Annotated in this window: 13 protein-coding genes; 7 read left to right on the top strand and 6 right to left on the bottom strand. The window is 46.6% G+C overall.

From position 1 onward, the window contains the following. Window positions 1–273: 273 nt before the first annotated feature. The 5 genes from FKN16_RS08860 (at window position 274) to FKN16_RS08840 (ending at window position 6,889) form a co-directional block, all read left to right on the top strand. The gene (locus tag FKN16_RS08860) at window positions 274–1,989 is read left to right on the top strand and encodes an ABC transporter ATP-binding protein (protein ID WP_005379108.1); all 1,716 of its coding nucleotides are present in this window, start codon (window positions 274–276) and stop codon (window positions 1,987–1,989) included. A gap of 92 nt (window positions 1,990–2,081) precedes the next feature. Continuing rightward, window positions 2,082–3,635, top strand: a complete 1,554-nt coding sequence (locus FKN16_RS08855; RefSeq protein ID WP_170902497.1) for an ABC transporter substrate-binding protein — start codon at window positions 2,082–2,084, stop codon at window positions 3,633–3,635. A 146-nt stretch (window positions 3,636–3,781) separates the two neighbouring features. After that, window positions 3,782–4,759 (top strand): ABC transporter permease, encoded by a 978-nt coding sequence (locus tag FKN16_RS08850; RefSeq protein ID WP_069549306.1) that lies wholly within the window; start codon window positions 3,782–3,784, stop codon window positions 4,757–4,759. 2 nt (window positions 4,760–4,761) lie between these two features. After that, complete coding sequence (locus FKN16_RS08845) at window positions 4,762–5,718, top strand: ABC transporter permease (RefSeq protein ID WP_005394358.1); 957 nt, start codon at window positions 4,762–4,764, stop codon at window positions 5,716–5,718. A gap of 157 nt (window positions 5,719–5,875) precedes the next feature. Then, window positions 5,876–6,889, top strand: coding sequence for an SPOR domain-containing protein (locus FKN16_RS08840; protein ID WP_170902496.1), 1,014 nt, complete (start codon window positions 5,876–5,878; stop codon window positions 6,887–6,889). Window positions 6,890–6,964: 75 nt separating this feature from the next. Here FKN16_RS08840 and FKN16_RS08835 read toward each other — a convergent pair whose 3' ends face one another. From FKN16_RS08835 to FKN16_RS08810, 6 genes are all read right to left on the bottom strand, one after another. Continuing rightward, complete coding sequence (locus FKN16_RS08835) at window positions 6,965–7,108, bottom strand: hypothetical protein (protein ID WP_012841245.1); 144 nt, start codon at window positions 7,106–7,108, stop codon at window positions 6,965–6,967. Beyond that, on the bottom strand, window positions 7,098–9,419 hold the full coding sequence (locus FKN16_RS08830) for an acid phosphatase (protein WP_170902495.1): 2,322 nt from the start codon (window positions 9,417–9,419) through the stop codon (window positions 7,098–7,100). Before FKN16_RS08830 ends, FKN16_RS08835 begins: the two co-directional genes overlap by 11 nt. Before the next feature lie 262 nt (window positions 9,420–9,681). Next, window positions 9,682–11,244: a hypothetical protein gene (locus FKN16_RS08825; protein ID WP_170902494.1), complete on the bottom strand. Its 1,563-nt coding sequence runs from the start codon at window positions 11,242–11,244 to the stop codon at window positions 9,682–9,684. Further along, entirely contained in the window at window positions 11,244–11,816 is a 573-nt protein-coding gene (locus FKN16_RS08820; protein ID WP_005394366.1) for a sigma-70 family RNA polymerase sigma factor, read from the bottom strand. Before FKN16_RS08820 ends, FKN16_RS08825 begins: the two co-directional genes overlap by 1 nt. Window positions 11,817–11,818: 2 nt before the next feature. Continuing rightward, entirely contained in the window at window positions 11,819–13,291 is a 1,473-nt protein-coding gene (locus FKN16_RS08815; protein WP_170902493.1) for a chromosome partitioning protein ParA, read from the bottom strand. 13 nt (window positions 13,292–13,304) lie between these two features. Next, window positions 13,305–14,657, bottom strand: coding sequence for a serine/threonine-protein kinase (locus tag FKN16_RS08810; RefSeq protein ID WP_170902492.1), 1,353 nt, complete (start codon window positions 14,655–14,657; stop codon window positions 13,305–13,307). A gap of 219 nt (window positions 14,658–14,876) precedes the next feature. Between FKN16_RS08810 and FKN16_RS08805 the strand changes: the two genes are divergently transcribed. Further along, window positions 14,877–15,884, top strand: coding sequence for a LacI family DNA-binding transcriptional regulator (locus FKN16_RS08805; protein ID WP_170902491.1), 1,008 nt, complete (start codon window positions 14,877–14,879; stop codon window positions 15,882–15,884). A gap of 55 nt (window positions 15,885–15,939) precedes the next feature. Beyond that, window positions 15,940–16,875, top strand: coding sequence for a LysR family transcriptional regulator (locus tag FKN16_RS08800; RefSeq protein WP_005455215.1), 936 nt, complete (start codon window positions 15,940–15,942; stop codon window positions 16,873–16,875). Window positions 16,876–17,050 lie beyond the last annotated feature (175 nt).

Here is a 17,050-nt window from a genome sequence, read left to right as displayed (position 1 = left end):
TTTTCTAGTTTTATTGGTGCATGGCGCACAAAAATAGTGTGATATGAAAATGGTTAAATACTTGTTAATGCATTTTTATTCGCTCATTGTGCGTTTATTTAATGTTTTCTCGGCGGAATATACTTTAATTGTTGCTTTTTTGTGTGATTTTTGCCAAATTGTTTCCGCATTAAGATTTCAGAGTATTATTCTGAATTTGAACGGATTCATTCAGGTGATGAATGGTGCCTTTGGCGCGATTCGATACCACAGACAAGGCAGTAGAGGTCTGAAATGTCACTATTAGAAGTGAAAAACCTTCGTATTGAATACCCATCCCGACACGGCGTTCACGCTGCCGTGAAGTCACTTTCTTTTCATATTGAACGTGGTGAAATCGTGGGTGTTGTTGGCGAATCAGGTGCGGGTAAATCCACCGTTGGTAACGCCGTTATTGATTTGCTTAGCCCTCCAGGTCGCGTTGCTAGCGGCGATGTTTTCTTGGATGGAGAAAAAATTTCTGGTTTATCACCAGAAGCGATGCGTAAGGTTCGCGGATCGAAGATTGGTTTTATTTTCCAAGATCCAATGACCTCACTTAACCCACTTTTTACGGTTGAGCAGCAGCTGAAAGAGACGATCCACGCCAACATGAAAGTCTCTGATGAAGAGGCGTATCAGCGTGCGCTTTCTCTGATGCAGCAAGTTGGCATCCCGCAGCCAGAAAACCGCTTAAAACAATACCCACACCAATTCTCTGGTGGTATGCGTCAGCGTGTCGTCATTGCGATTGCTTTGGCAGGTGAGCCAGATCTGATCATCGCCGATGAGCCAACCACGGCACTGGACGTATCAATCCAAGACCAAATCCTCAACTTGATCCGAGAATTGTGTATCAAGAATAATGTCGGCTGTATGCTGGTTACTCACGATATGGGTGTGGTCTCCAACGTCACTGACCGCGTCGCGGTAATGTATCGTGGTGACTTGGTGGAGTTTGGACCAACAGCCAAAGTGTTGGGCGATCCTGATCACTCCTATACTCGCAGTCTAATTTCAGCCGTTCCACGTTCAGACAGAAAGCTCGATCGCTTCCCTTTGGTCAGCTACATCGAAGAAGCGGCAGAAATGGAGCCTCTCGACATTAAGAATCACTGGCTAGGACAAAGCCAGGATGAGCGCGAGTACACAGGCCCGCTTTTGGACGTGAAGAACGTTAATCTACGCTTTGTCACCAAAGACTCTTTATTTGAAAGCCGTCGCGAATACGTGCAGGCATCCAATAATGTGAGCTTTGAAGTGCATGAAGGCGAAACCTTTGGTTTGGTGGGTGAGTCTGGCTCTGGTAAATCAACCATTGCGCGAGTTATTGCTGGTTTATACCAACCTAACTCTGGTCAGGTGAAGTTTGAGGGTATTGACCTGACAGCTTTAACCTCTGAGAAAGAACGCCGCCCAATGCGTCGTCAAATGCAAATGGTGTTCCAAAACCCGTATACCTCAATGAACCCTCGTATGAAGGTATTCGATATTATTGCTGAGCCAATCCGTTTTCATAAACTGACGAAAAACGAGTCGGAAACTCGCCAAATCGTGAATGACCTTCTCGATCATGTTGGTTTGGGTCGCATGGCTGGGCTTAAGTACCCTCATGAATTCTCCGGTGGTCAGCGTCAGCGTATCTCTATTGCGCGTGCATTGGCGACTCGTCCTCGACTTTTGATTTGTGATGAACCGACATCGGCACTGGACGTATCGGTACAGGCACAAATTTTAAACTTGCTGAAAGATCTGCAAAGTGAGCTGAACTTGACTATGTTGTTTATCAGCCACGATTTACCTGTTATTCGCCAGATGTGTGACCGAGTAGGTGTGATGCAAATGGGTACACTGTTAGAAGTGGCACCAACAGAACAGTTATTTACGGCACCCCAACACGAATACAGCAAAAAATTGATTTCTCTGATGCCTGAATTTACAGGCTTGCGAGAAGAGATCGAGACGGCATAAACCAAGCACCTCGCTTGGCTAACCTTTAGTCATAACAAAGACGCAAACACAACAACAAGGGATCCGTATCCCCGCATGAAGGAGTTATGCAAATGAAAACCATGAAAAGCAAATTAGCAGTGGCGCTAATGGCGGCGGGCCTAAGCTTTAATGCACTGGCAGCAGATATCAAAGTTGGCTACGCAGCTGACCCAGTATCGCTTGACCCACATGAGCAGCTATCAGGTGGCACACTGCAAATGTCACACATGGTATTTGATCCGTTGGTTCGCTTTACTCAAAAAATGGATTTCGAACCTCGCCTAGCGGAAAGCTGGGAACGCATTAACGACACTACCGTTCGTTTTAAATTGCGTGAAGGTGTGAAATTCCACTCTGGTAATACCCTAACGGCTGACGACGTTGTATGGACGTTTGAGCGTCTACAAAGTTCTCCTGATTTTAAAAACATTTTCGACCCGTACGAGAAAATCGTCAAAGTGGACGACAACACGTTCGATCTTGTAACCAAAGGTCCTTACCCACTTGTGCTGCAAACTGCAACGTACATTTTCCCTATGGACAGCAAGTTCTACACGGGTAAAACAGCAGACGGCAAAGACAAGTCTGAGCTAGTGAAGCACGGTAACTCATTTGCATCGACTAACGTATCTGGCACGGGTCCATTCATTGTGACTTCACGTGAACAGGGCGTAAAAGTGGAATTTGAACGCTTTAAAGATTACTGGGACAAAGAGTCGAAAGGTAACGTTGATAAGCTAACGCTTGTACCAATCAAAGAAGACGCGACTCGTGTAGCTGCGCTACTTTCTGGTGGCGTTGACATGATTCACCCGGTAGCACCAAACGATCACAAACGTGTGAAAGACGCAGACGGCATCGATCTAGTAACGCTACCAGGTACTCGTATCATCACGTTCCAACTAAACCAAAACAGCAACGAAGCACTGAAAGACGTTCGCGTTCGCCAAGCGATTGTTCACGCAATCAACAACGAAGGTATCGTGAAGAAAATCATGAAAGGCTTCGCGACAGCAGCTGGCCAGCAGAGTCCAACTGGCTACGTTGGTCACGATGACAAGCTAGTACCTCGCTACGATCTGAAGAAAGCAAAACAACTGATGAAAGAAGCGGGTTACGAAGACGGCCTGACGCTAACTATGATTGCGCCAAACAACCGCTACGTAAACGATGCGAAAGTAGCGCAAGCGGCGGCGGCAATGTTGTCTAAGATTGGCATCAAGGTTGATCTGAAAACCATGCCTAAAGCGCAATACTGGCCTGAGTTTGATAAGTGTGCGGCAGACATGCTGATGATTGGTTGGCACTCGGATACGGAGGATTCGGCAAACTTCAACGAGTTCCTAACCATGACTCGTAACGAAGAAACCGGTCGTGGTCAGTACAACTGTGGTCACTACTCAAACCCAGAAATGGACAAAGTGGTTGAAGCTGCAAACGTAGAGACGGACCCTGCGAAACGTGCAGCAATGCTGAAAGGTGTCGAAGCGACGCTATACAACGATGCTGCATTCGTACCGCTACACTGGCAAAGTGAAGCATGGGGCGCGAAGTCTAACGTGAAAGCCGCAGAGATCGTGAACCCAATGGTAATGCCTTACTTTGGCGACCTAGTTGTCGAGTAATCATACTTAGTCATGACAGAGAGGGGCGCCAGTCCTTCTCTGTTTTCGACACTTGGCTCGGTTTTGTTTCAGTCGGATTGAGCCAGTTTTACAGACTGAATTTTCTCTCTAAGTTTAGAGATCTATGGATAGTTAAGGGGCAAGGAATGTTTTCGTTTCTGGTCAAGCGCCTGTTTCAGGCACTGATAGTGATGTTTGTGATCAGTTTGGTGGCGTTTGCCATTCAGGACAACCTGGGTGATCCGCTGCGTGAGCTTGTAGGTCAGTCGGTTTCGGAATCGGAGCGCCAAGCGCTACGCGACGAATTGGGCCTGAACGATCCCTTTATCACAAAGTACACGCGCTTTGTGGGTAATGCACTGCAAGGTGATTTGGGTACATCATACTTTTTCAAGCGACCTGCGGTTGAGGTGATCCTCGATAAGCTGGTGGCAACATTAGAGCTCGTGTTTGGCGCGACGCTCATCATTATCGTTTTCTCTATACCACTCGGGGTGTATTCCGCGATTCACCCGAAGAGTGTCTTTACCAAATTTGTTATGGCGATGAGTAGTGTCGGCATCTCGATTCCGGTGTTCCTAACCGCAATCATGCTGATGTACGTCTTCTCCATCGAACTCGGCTGGCTGCCTTCCTACGGGCGAGGTGAAACCGCTAACTTGCTTGGTTGGGAATCTGGCTTCTTTACCATCGATGGTATTAAGCACCTTATTCTGCCGTGTATTGCGCTAGCATCAATTATGCTGCCGTTGTTTATCCGTCTGGTACGTTCAGAAATGCTGGAAGTACTGAGCTCGGAATACATTAAGTTCGCCAAAGCAAAAGGTTTGAACTTACAAAAGATTTACTACCAACATGCACTTAAGAACACCATGCTGCCAGTATTGACGGTAGGTGGCGTGCAGATTGGTACCATGGTGGCTTACACCATCCTAACCGAAACCGTATTCCAGTGGCCGGGTACAGGCTTTCTTTTCCTAGAGGCAATCAACCGTGTCGATACACCGTTGATCACAGCTTACGTTATCTTTGTTGGTCTGATTTTCGTGGTAACCAATACCATCGTTGATTTGCTGTACGGCATCATCAACCCAACTGTGAACTTAACTGGAAAAGGAGCTTAATCATGAGCCAATCAAATGTAACACCAGCTCCTGAAGCCGCTCCATCTGCATGGCAACGTTTTAAAGAGTCGGACTTTTTGTATTACTTCAAGCGCGATAAAGTGGCGATGGCAAGTTTTACGGTCTTTATGATGTTCTTAGTGTTGGCATTAGCTGCGCCAATTCTAGCTCCGACTGATCCGTATGATCTGACGTCTATCGACATCATGGATTCAGAGCTACCACCGTCTTGGATGGAAGAGGGCGATGAGCGTTTTGTTCTTGGTACTGATGAGCAAGGCCGTGATATCTTATCGACCATTCTTTACGGTTCTCGTCTGTCTCTAACCATCGGCTTTTTAGCCGTCGGTCTTCAGTTGATTCTGGGTATCATCATTGGTTTGTCGGCGGGTTACTTCGGTGGTCGTATCGATAGCTTCTTGATGCGCTTTGCGGATGTTCAATTATCGTTCTCAACCATGATGGTGGCGATCATCGTATCGGCCATTTTCAAAGCCAGCTTTGGCAGCGATTTTTACAGCCAATACGCGGTGGTGATGCTGGTGGTGATCATCGGTGTGGCTGAATGGCCGCAATACGCACGTACCATTCGTGCTTCAGTACTGGCTGAGAAGAAGAAGGAATACGTAGAAGCGGCACGTGTGATGGGCTTTAAAGCGCCACGCATCATGTTCCGTCACATCCTGCCGAACTGTCTATCACCAATCTTGGTTATCTCGACGGTACAGGTAGCGAATGCGATCATGTCGGAAGCGGCACTGTCATTCCTAGGTTTGGGTCTTCCTGTTGATCAGCCGTCACTAGGTGCGCTGATCAGCATCGGCTTTAACTACATCTTCTCAGGTGCGTGGTGGATTACTGCCTTCCCAGGCATCGTGTTGGTTACACTGGTTCTGGTTATCAACTTATTGGGTGACTGGTTACGAGATGTATTCAACCCGAAACTGTACAAAGGTTAAGAATTTTCCCGCCAAGCGTTGTAAATTCGCTTAATTCCTTCCTAAACTGAGAGCCGGATGCAAATTCCGGCTCTTTTTTTGCTAGTTATTCTTTGTTCACATTTTTTTGGCGCTTTGCCGCCATAATGACCTTACCCACTAATTTAGAGTGAAGTGTATGGAAATGAAGAAGGCACAACACCCATCTCGTATCTTCCAAGCAAGCCTAGCTTTCGGCTTGTTGCTGGTATGCGCCCAGTTTTCTAGCCCAGTATCGGCGGAGGAGTTCCTTTGCCAAGCTACTCAAGCGAGCGAGAAAGAACTGCCGATGCTTGAGAAAACGTGCCCAATTGGTAACGGAGTATGGGGAAAGAAAGTGCCGCAAGGAGGCAACTACCTCTACTGGATTCAATGCGGATTACTACCAAAGCCAATGTCACTCGCGAAAGCAAAGCCGCTTTACAGCAAGATTACGACTGACGTGTGGATGAAGCCGGAGTCCAAAGGTTATCGCTGTTTGATTGGGCCTTACAAAGATCTGTCTGATGCGAGGGGAGATTTGCGGGGAGTCAAAACCTTGTCGAATTACAAAGAGGCGTTCATCCGCGTGGTTGGAAAAGAGAATAAACAGTCTACGACACCATCTAAACCCGCTGTGCCGTCGAAATTAGCCGCATCTTCGGTTAAGCCAACACCGACGGTGACCCCGAAATCCGCGCCAGTTCCTGCCGTGCGAGCTGATACCGACGCCTTTACAGCGCCGGCAGAGAAGTCAAAGACCAAGGTAAAAAATACACGTGATAATTCTTCGTCCAAGCCTGTTGCTAAGACCAAAGCGAAGCCAGTTGTGAGCGGGAATGATGACATTGAAGTTCGGTTGAGAACCTCCTTACAAGGCAAAACGTACGTGGTGCCGTACTTACTCGACCACCACAATCAGTTTTACATGGAATACGGCAAGCCGTGGAATCGTCTCAACTACGAAAACTCGCAAAAAGTATGTCAGCAACTGGGTATGAGCTTAGCCAGCCCTGCAGAATTCAAAGTGTTGAGGGCGTCTGGTGTGATGGAAAAAAATCAATGGCCACTGCAACTGCCGTATTGGGGCAAAGATAAGAAAGGTTTGTTCGCAGATCGTGAGCCAAACCAGCTCACCGGAACCTCATTATTGAACGTAGTGTGCGTGAAATAACGACTCAAATATTGCGGTCAAAAGATAGAAGAAAGCCCCGAGTTCGGGGCTTTTTTGCGGTCTCAAATATTATCGCTATTTGAGTGGCGTTTCTTTGTGACAGTTAGAGCAGATATACACTTCTTTTATGCCGACCAAGCGTTCCCAAAGCGTTCTGCGTCTTCTACGCAAATGCACGCTATCACAGCAAGGGTTAACGATGGTTGCTTTAGTCATCATCGCCAGGCTCCAAAATCGGGAGCGAACTCGCGATGCTCGTCATGGCTTCTTTGTTGTGAGAGTACAGACCATATTCCGGCGCGGATTCATGACCGTTTTGCTCTTTACTCCAACGAATACCGATGTAGAAGTCACCAAAATCACGGTTGATGTAACGATGACGAGTTTTGTAATCTGACTCTGAGCCTGTTTCTTTTAGAATCAGCAGCTCACGGCCTTCATCTCTCTGGATTTCCCAATTACCTGGAGTTTGGAATCCTGTTGGCATGAACGACGTGTAGTTGTAAGTATCAGCGTCGTACTCGTACGTACCTGACGAGTATTTCAGGACTTTGTCGTCGCCCGAGCCTTTACTTTCTACCATCAAGTCATGCTCTACCGTGCCGTGTTTGATGTGTTCTGCAACCGAAAGTGATTCTGCGAATGGTGTATTGCTTGAATCCATCCAGAACAGCTCATCATCTGAGATTTTAACGATCATTTGAGTGCCGTTATGCTCGGTTGTGTGCTGGTACAGCATTTCATACTCTTCGCCGTAGCTGTTGTATAGCTTGCCGTCTTTCAGCTCGACGTCTTCACAGTCTTTATTGTGGTATTCCGCGTAACCAGTTTGTTGGTCCAGATCGGCAAGAATAGCGTAGGCATCGTGTTCCCATGTGTTTTCTAGGAAGTCGCTGATGCTCGCTTTGTACTCTTGATTCATCTCATCATGGTTTGAGCCCCAGCAGAATAGTAGGCCTTCAGAGTCTTGCATCAACATGGCATAGCCAATTTCACCGTCTTTTTGTGCAAAGCTACCCATTTTCCACTCTTGGCCGTTGAAGTGCTCGTGAGTGAAGCCCAAAGTCGGCACTACTGGTGGTGGCGTGACGCCTTCGATAACCGTTGGCATGCTGAGTGCAATCTGTACCGCGGTATGGCCATCTGTTGCGCTAATCGCAAGTGCTGCACCAGCTTCGCTCGCTTTTGTCGGTGTGCCTTTAATGGTGACAATCGCATTGTCATCCTCAGATACTGTTAGACCTTCAATGTCCACATAGTCCGCTGAGTAGTCGGTGATATGACCGTCTTTATCTTGGAACAAGCTAGAAATATCGAGCGTTTGTTCAAATACTTCACCTTGTTGTAGGTACCAACCATCAACGATGGACTGTAGACGCGCTTGTTCTGTTTCCACAACCGTTGGTGGTAAGTTTGCCGATTCGATTTCGAACTTAAATACGGTGCTTACCGTACCCAAAACCTTACCTGAAGAATCAATGTCTTGCGCCGTTAGGACTATCTCAAAATCACCAGCTTTTTCTACGATAGCAGTCGGATATAGAACAATCAGATTTCCAGTTTGCGCAACTTCAATGCCTGTGCCTGCTAAGTTGTGCGTCAGTTTGGTTGTCACAAGGTTTTGGTCTTTGTCTGTGAAAAGACCTTCGATGTTTAGTTCAACGCCATCAAAGCCTGCGCCTTGTACGATTTTTGGTAATTTGCCAAGCTTATCTTTAGCAGCCTCTTCGACGGTTTCGTTTACGGTTAGCTTGTTATTGATTGCCGTTTCAGGTGCTAAGTTGTCGCTATTTGGGGTCGCGTCAGTGATGATTGGGCGTAGGCTTGCATCATTGATGTTTTCGCCGGATGCGATAAGACGATCGACTTCTTGGTTTGCCGCTTGAGCAAATTCAGTGGCCTTTTTCTCGTAGTTAGCTGGGTTTTGCGCTTTTGAGTCGGTCAGAATCTGAGCGGTTTTATGTAGTTCGGCGTTTTTTGTCGCACCTTCAACAAAATCACTGTACAGATCAATTGGTGCTTCTTCTGAGCCTCCTAGCGCTTGGTTTACCTTGGCTTTTGCGTCTTCTTCACTAATGGATGGATCTTTTGCCATTTCAATCGCAACAAGGTCTGTGATAGGTGAAATCACGTTTGACGATGTTGGTGCACGGAACACGATTTCGTGGGCCATGGCTTGGCCTGGATGATCCATATCAACCGTGTATTTGCCAGCGTACTCTTTAGAATCCAAAGCGATAAGCTGTTTCTGCTTTGCACCGTTTGGTGTAATGGTCTGCAGTGCTAGAGTGTTTTCTGGTTTGGCATCCAATTTAAGCTGACCTTTCTCATCGGTCAGACCAAGGAGTGTTTCTTTAGTGTCCCATTGGCCGTTGTTGTTCGTATCTTCAAAAACAACTGCATGTTTGAAGTAGCCGTCAAAGCCTGTGATCACAACACCGTTGTTAGCACTGTTTGAACCACCATCTGAACCGCCACAGCCAGTAAGAGCGATAGCCACTGACGCTGCTAATAAACTCACCTTATTCATTATTCATTTGTCCTTGTTTCGTTTCCGAATGAGAAAGTCGCTTTTTTATTGTTTTTGTCTTTCAATCTCACTAGTGAGATTGAAGAGAGTGGTGTCTTTTTAATGACTATTGAGCCTAGGTTCAAGACACGAAAAACCGCACAAAACCCGTAAAATTTATTTCTATTTTTTGTCTATGATGGAAAATTGATAATTTGATCACGGTTCCAGTTTTGTTTTTGGGATGATTGTTTTGTCAAAATAACCATCTGTAAAGAAAGGTTTATTGGGTGTTAGTAAGGACTGGGGCGTGATAAATCATGTTGATCTTAAATTCCTCAACGCGATCAGCAAATTGAGGGTGAGGTTTAAGCACATAACTGTAGACTTCGCCTGGAATGAATATGTCGTAATCTGTGTATTCAAGGTTGTAAAACATAAATGTTCGTTGCCAGTAATCATCTGGCCATTCAGCACAATGTATTGGAGTTATGCCGTCAAAATCCATTGAGCTAGAGATAATATCGGCAAACTCTCCTCGCCCCGCTACGATAGAGCTGTACCAGTAAAATAAATAATCATGACAAAATAGGTCATGTTGGTTTGATTTCATATTGAGATCAGAGTCCAGTTTGTGCACAGGTTCGTTACCCTGAACACTTCTATCAAATATGTAGTTGCTAGCAGTCCCGTTTATATAACCTCCTCCTGAAATGGGAAAGAGGTAGTCAAACAACGTTCCTTGATATTCGTACTCACCAGTGTGGACATTGATGCGTTTTTCCATCGATTGCTTGTTTTTTTGCATGGTGTAGCTTTCGAATTGTTTGCCATCAAATACGGTGGTGAAATAGTTCTGAGTCTCTTTATGAACCTGAGATGCGTATACTTTTTTGGTGGTCCAAATTTGGCGTACGCCATGGACATAAACAATCAACGAGTCATCACTGATTTTGTACTCACCCACCTTTTTTAAGTCTCCCTTTTCAGGACACTGGTGTTTGTTGTTTGAGGCGGCATAACGTACCTCGTCATCCTCAAACTGAAACGCTTCGCAATAAACCACTTCATACGCGTACGCGGTACCGCCAAGGTTTTGCGTCGTCTCCAAGCGATAGACAATGCCGCCAATTAACGGGTGTTCCGTGTCATTGTGACCTGGAGTGACAACAGGCAACTCAAAACGTGTTGTGACCCACGCATGGTCGCTGTCGCCGTGGTAATCATCACGCGCCGCTACCGCCAGGTATGTGGTGGTTTTAATGTTCTCTGGTGCACCTAGCACCATCATTTGTCCTTGGTTTAGCACCCTTAATCCATTGGCGTTTTCGAGCCAAATCCGAGTGGTGAGGAGATCACCATCCGGGTCTTCAAACAGTTGGTTAAGATTGAGCGAATAGCTAATCGGAGAGTTTTGGTTGAGCTCCCAAGCATAAATAATGGTTTGTAGCTGTTGTTCCACCGTGAGGTTGATGATGGGTTTATTGTTCTCTGATGGGTCCTCTTTTGAGCGGCTGTCTTCATAACCCAATGACGAGTCGTAAAAAGAGCCGTCTTCTGTAGTATGAAATGGGTTCGTAATTGGCCCTGGTTGTCCTAAAATGGCAGAATTGAAGGCGTCATCACCGTCTTTTGTGTGGGCGTTCTCCAACGCAGAACCTGTCAACGCTTGCTTTACTTCAACTAAAGATGTGCGCTCATATTGACGATGTGTTCGCGTGGTTGATTGGCTCGTGCTGTCTGATGAGTCCGCCGCTGATGCCAAGCTGGATTCGTCTGACATGCAGTATACGCCGAGCAAACCAACGCAGATTGCGCCGATTATCCAAAACTTTTTGCTTCTCATTACGCGTGCGCCATTCGTGATTGCAACCAGCTGCGAGAGAATTTTAGGTCTTTCTCTATTAAGCTTGCGCTGCACTCGAGCAGTTCACTGATTTCTTGGTTTTTCATTCCCATTAAATACTTGAGTTTGAGTGCACTTGATTGGCGTGGGTAACGGCTACTGAAGTTATCCAGCGCTTTATCCATGATGATCAATTGTTCGAAGCGATCTTCTTCATCTCTCATCAATGTGATGTGTTGACGCTTTTGTGCTTGGTGCGAGCGTGCGTTATCGATCAAGATTTGACGCATCACTTTGGCGGCCATCAAAAAGAAATCACGTTTTGTTTCAATTTCACTCATGTCGCAGTTGGACATCTTCAGGTAAGCATCATGAATTAATGCTGTGGTGCTGTTGACGCTATCGGCCAATACTTTGTTGTCGGTGCCGTACTTTTCCGCGTTTCGTTCACGCTCGTGTTGGGCGATCTTACGTAACTGCAAATACGCAAATTGGTAGAGCTCACTCTCAGCTTGTTTATCACCAGATTGCCATTGTTGAATGATTTGTGTCAGTGCTACTGCTGTTGCCATGGTTATACATCCTCGCTCACTTTGACAAATTCAGAAATGGTGTGGGTTTCAATGCGATCGGAGCCGTCTCGGTTGCGGAGAACATCTTGTTGATAGCGATATAAAATGCCTTGTTCCCAAGTTGCGCCAGCGGGCAAATATTCCCAAGTGGTGTAATTGATTTCGGCTGGGGTCGTTGACCAACGTACCATGACATTCATTTGCGCAAGCTCGGCTTTGGGTTCGTTATTGTTGACCCACCACATGTCCGCATACTCTTGGGTGACATCTTGTGTGTATAGGCTTGCGTCGGTTGGACAGGTGTCTGCATTGTGTGGCAGTCGCATGACTTGTTGGTGGCGCATCAATAGGCACGATTGTGTCATGGACTGCTGGTGGTATTGGGTCTGCTGCCATACCCCGAGGTAGTCGATATCGTGTTCGTTCGTGTTGGGGTAGGTAAACCACAGCATTTCTGTACGATTGTGGTGGTGGATGTTTTTTTTACGCCCAAGGCCTTGTACTTTTTCCATCAGTAGCTCAGTACTTGGATCAAAGTTGAGTGCAACGGAGCGGTATTTCCAGTCGCCTTCATCATCAAAGTCTTCGAGAGAGAAGCCATTCAAATCGTTGCGGGTGCACCCTGTGATTGAGCAACCGACGATATTAAACCAATCCGCAAATTTGCTTATCGGCTCGACAATGTCTTCCGTGATAGGGCGCTTCATCGAGAGGAAGCAACCTTGAAAATGATCGCCAATGCTTGGATGCTCAATCAATGAATCTTTGGTGATGGTGAATCGAGTTTCACCAAACGGAGGGCGATATTTAGGATGATGTTGATAACGTAAGTCGTAAGCACAAGCTCGGCCTTGCCAATCTTTCTTTTTGATCACGATGTTTTTGAACGTCATGCCGCGAGGTTCAAAGATGATCTCATCTGAGGCAAAGTTTTTTTCAATGTACTGCTGGCTTTCGTTTAGGTGCTCGATTGCCTCATCGACAGATACCCAGTCGAGATTGAGGTGACGTTTGGCGTCATCCAGATAATTGAGGTCAAGGCCCTTGAGCTGGTTTTGAAAGCGAGCATCAGACAACACGCGGTTGGCTAAGACAATTTCCTTACGATTCTCAGGCGTGCTGTCGAGAGAGAGCAGCAGGCGCGTCATATTGATGCTACGACTGGGTTTGGTTGTTGCCATCGTCGGTGTAAGCACTTCTTGGCTCGATAAGGTTGTCAGCAGATAACCCTTATCATCGTTGCCAAGGAAGAAGCTAATCACATCACCAGGTTGGTAGTGAAATGCCCCTTGTTGGGTAACGCCAGTGATATTGGAACTGGTTTTGTAATACAAGCCAGTCACTGGCGCATCGATAAAGTAGCCTTGCTTCACGGTTGAAGTGGGCGGGTGTGAAGTGGCAGCAGAAGTGTCTGCTGCTAACGTGGAGGTAGCCGTCAATGCAGACAGCCAAAATACCACTGAACGTGTATACATCTTGTTTTAAGCCTTATTGGTTGGTGCTGTCCTCAGACGCACAATTTGGCTGACAACTCATTGGAGTAGTTAGGTGCTTCTTTGGCACCGGTGTCATCATCGCCAACAACATTTTTTGTTTTATATGTTTGGGGATATCTGGATTAGAGAGTATCCGTCTTCGTGTTAACTCCATCATGGAGCTCACTGAGAGGTGCTCGACATTTTGCCCCTTCGCGTGGAAGATAAGACGAGTCATTTCGTACATCATATCTTCTGCAATCTTCTTCTCTTGTTGCAGTTGGATATTCTTTTGCATCATGGCGCTGCCAAATAGCACACCTGATAGCACGATGATGCCTGACAATGCAGAAGCAAGAGGGCGCCGTTGCACCAAGCGAAAGGCGCTATACAACGGCCAGTGTTTTTTCTGCTCGATAGGGCGACGTTCGATAATTCGCTCGATATCAATGCGTAGCGCTCGTACATCTGAGTATCGCACTTGGGTGGCTGGACGCGTCGCCCGTCTTATCACCCAATACACATCAGACCAAACCGCTGGTGACGGAAACATCAAAGCGAGGATTTTGCCCAATGAATAAACATCGCTTTGCTCTGTCAGTACTTGTCCAGCCTGCTGCTCAGGGCTGGCAAAATTTTGGCTAAACGCAATCAGTGCCGAGGGTGAGCCCTCTCGGGTGGAGTGCGCTTTTTGAGTCAAGTTGAAGTCGAGCAGTTTGGGTCGTTTGCTACGATCGATCAGTATATTTTCTGGTTTTAGATCGGCATGCAAAACATGATGCTGGTGGGCGTGCTCCATCGCCTGACAAATCTGCTTAAACAGCAACAGTTTTTCCGTCTTTTCCAGCTTATTTTCTGACAGGTATTCATCTAAGGTTTGACCAAATACCCGCTCCATCACGATGTAAACTGAATCTTGATGAAGACCGCCATCAAACACTTTCGCTATGTACGGATGGTTTAGACGTGCGAGCAGTTGTGCCTCATCGAAGAGTGCACGTTGTCCCAGCACATTACTCAAATTGCTTTGAATAAACTTGATGGCCAGATCTTGTTCGAACGTTTCATCTGCACGTAGGGCGGCGTAAACGACACCCATGCCACCGCGACCCAACTCATGAGTTAGGCGATACTTACTGATGACTTCTCCGCTTAGATCGACGTCTCGGTTCGTAGCCTGGTGAGCACCAAAGTAAAGTAACTGCGTTAGTTGTTCTTCAGGTGTCTCGTGGGCTAAAAGAGGAACGAGTTGTTGATACAGCTCAGGTTGACTTTGTTGCAATGCTTGGAGGTATTGCTGCTTTTGGGAGTCGTCCAGATCAAGCAAGTGATAGTAAATCTGGGTTTCGCTAGAGCCTAACTGCACTGTGCCTAATGTCTTATTCTTTTAGGTACGGCATTTTATAAGAACTTTGATATAAATGTCATTTATTTATTCGGCTTTGACTCACAATGTATGAAACGCAATTTGGTGGCTAATAGAATAATAACGTCATGATTTTGCGAATTATTTTCACTGAGCTTGTCGGCAGAGAGTCTATTCGTCATAATGTTACTTGTAACATTACTGATAAATCACATATTTATGGCTCAACAGAATAAGAAAACTCGCACGACATTGCAGGATGTCGCAGACCAAGTTGGCGTCACGAAGATGACGGTTTCACGTTATATGCGTAACCCTGAATCGGTGGCAGAAAAGACTCGGGCCAAGATTGCGACTGCGATTGAAGAGATGGGATACATCGAAAACCGCGCCCCCGCTATGCTGTCAAAGTCGTCCAGTAAAGCCATTGGTATTTTACTGCCCTCATTGTCCAACCAAATTTTTGCTTCTTTTGTTCAGGGCATCGAGATGGTAACCAAAGCCAATGGCTATGAGACGCTTTTAGCGCATTTTAGCTACGATGAGCTTGAAGAAGAACGCAAGATCGCGTCATTACTCTCTTATCAGGTCGATGGACTTATTCTCACTGAAAGCCATCATACGCCGCGTACATTGCAAATGATAAAAAATGTAGGGATCCCTGTAGTGGAAACCATGGAACTACCACCAAAGCCGATTGATATGGCGGTCGGGCTCGATCATGAAGATGCCTCGTACACGGCGGTTAAGCAGATGCTAGATTCAGGTAAGCGCACAATCGTTTATTTTGGGGCGCGTTTGGATACGCGAACCAAGCTGCGTATGCAAGGCTATGATCGCGCGATGACGGAAGCAGGGCTAGAACCTAAGCACGTATTAACGGGTGATCACTCTAGCTTCTCTTTAGCGCATGATTTGCTTGAACGCGCGCTAGAAACTCACCCAACGCTTGATGGCGTATTCTGTACCAACGACGACATCGCGATAGGGACCATGCTGAGCGCGCAACAACGTGGCATTCAAGTTCCGCAGCAGCTGGCGGTAGTGGGCTATAACGCGCTGGATATTGGTCAAACCATCAGCCCGAAACTGACTAGCGTCGATACACCGCGTTTCAAAATCGGTGAAAAGAGCGCAGAGCTTTTGATCGCGCGTCTGAAAGGTGAAGCGCAAGAAGAAAAAGTGGTTGATATGGGGTATCAAATTACCTCAGGAGAGAGTGTTTAACTCGCAGTTAACCGCTCTTCGTATTCGCTCATCAATGGTATTGGCAGGTTAGGGTATGGCACATCAGCTGGATGCATTGGATCTCAACTTAATGCGTTTATTAAAAGCCGTGGTGGAAAACCGCAGCATCAAGCTGGCCGCAATGCAGCTTGGCATTTCTCAACCGAGCGCCAGCCGCGGCGTAATGAAGCTTAAGCAAGTGTTTGATGACCCGCTATTTGTGCGTAAAGCGCATGGGGTAGAGCCATCTCCCATGGCGATTCGCCTTGCCGCCGAATTCGATAACATGATTGCACCACTGGAAAAAGTGGTGCAAGAGTTTGAAGTATTCGACCCTCAGCAATATCAAGGACAGATCGCGATTGTAACCGACCCTTATTTGATGGATGAACAAGGGCAGCGATTGCTAACTGGCTGCCATCGAGCGTTCCCTAAAGCGCACTTTGCCTTTTCCAGTTGGAACAGTTACTCGCACGATGAAATGCTCGAAGGTGAGCACGATTACTGCATTCTTGACCAAGAGACCGAACTGTCGAAAGACATTTACATGCGCCCGTTATTCGTTGAAAAACGAGTGATTTTGGCGCGTAAAAACCATCCGACCTTGTCGAAAGTCAGCAATGATTGGGACACGGTCTCCAAGCTGCCCCTTGTTTCTTTGCCTGCGCCCGCGTCATATAAACCGCTTTGTACCGTGGAGTCCGAGTATCGCCGCATGGGCTATGAGCCCGTGGTGTTATTGAAATCCTATAATTTGCGCGTGGCTTGCCAAATGCTGCAAGAAACCGACGCAATTATGTATGCCAGTCAAAGCTCGGCATTGTTGATGCCGGAACTGGCGTCTTACGCAATGCCACTCGTCAACCGTGAGTTCAGTCAGTTTGTGGTCTCTGGCGGTTTCCTTCAAACCAACCGCAACCATCCTTTGCACAGACACCTGCATAAAGTGGTGCGACAAACCCTCAATACGCCGCTGATTTTTACGCAGTGACGTCACTTTATGGCATCGGCTGAATGAGAGAGCTGGTGCTTTAACCTTGTCAGTATTGTGTTATTACATAGACAACTTACTTCTTAAGATATTCAAAAATGAATATCTCAATTACCTGTCTCTTTTTCCTACCCAGCGCTAACCTTATCTCAAATAGTCAGGAGAAGTGGCTCAT

It is taken from the genome of Vibrio sp. 11-4(1) (assembly GCF_013048625.1).
GTDB lineage: Bacteria > Pseudomonadota > Gammaproteobacteria > Enterobacterales > Vibrionaceae > Vibrio > Vibrio diabolicus.
Note: the sequence above shows the minus strand (reverse complement) of the source record. Positions and strands in the feature narration are given on the sequence as shown.

Excerpts from the sequence above, each read along its gene's own strand:
- FKN16_RS08815 (WP_170902493.1), bottom strand. The coding sequence starts at position 13,291 with ATGTATACACGTTCAGTGGTATTTTGGCTGTCTGCATTGACGGCTACC.
- FKN16_RS08820 (WP_005394366.1), bottom strand. The coding sequence starts at position 11,816 with ATGGCAACAGCAGTAGCACTGACACAAATCATTCAACAATGGCAATCT.
- FKN16_RS08855 (WP_170902497.1), top strand. The coding sequence starts at position 2,082 with ATGAAAACCATGAAAAGCAAATTAGCAGTGGCGCTAATGGCGGCGGGC.
- FKN16_RS08830 (WP_170902495.1), bottom strand. The coding sequence starts at position 9,419 with ATGAATAAGGTGAGTTTATTAGCAGCGTCAGTGGCTATCGCTCTTACT.
- FKN16_RS08860 (WP_005379108.1), top strand. The coding sequence starts at position 274 with ATGTCACTATTAGAAGTGAAAAACCTTCGTATTGAATACCCATCCCGA.
- FKN16_RS08835 (WP_012841245.1), bottom strand. The coding sequence starts at position 7,108 with ATGATGACTAAAGCAACCATCGTTAACCCTTGCTGTGATAGCGTGCAT.
- FKN16_RS08825 (WP_170902494.1), bottom strand. The coding sequence starts at position 11,244 with ATGAGAAGCAAAAAGTTTTGGATAATCGGCGCAATCTGCGTTGGTTTG.
- FKN16_RS08845 (WP_005394358.1), top strand. The coding sequence starts at position 4,762 with ATGAGCCAATCAAATGTAACACCAGCTCCTGAAGCCGCTCCATCTGCA.
- FKN16_RS08805 (WP_170902491.1), top strand. The coding sequence starts at position 14,877 with ATGGCTCAACAGAATAAGAAAACTCGCACGACATTGCAGGATGTCGCA.
- FKN16_RS08840 (WP_170902496.1), top strand. The coding sequence starts at position 5,876 with ATGGAAATGAAGAAGGCACAACACCCATCTCGTATCTTCCAAGCAAGC.
- FKN16_RS08850 (WP_069549306.1), top strand. The coding sequence starts at position 3,782 with ATGTTTTCGTTTCTGGTCAAGCGCCTGTTTCAGGCACTGATAGTGATG.
- FKN16_RS08800 (WP_005455215.1), top strand. The coding sequence starts at position 15,940 with ATGGCACATCAGCTGGATGCATTGGATCTCAACTTAATGCGTTTATTA.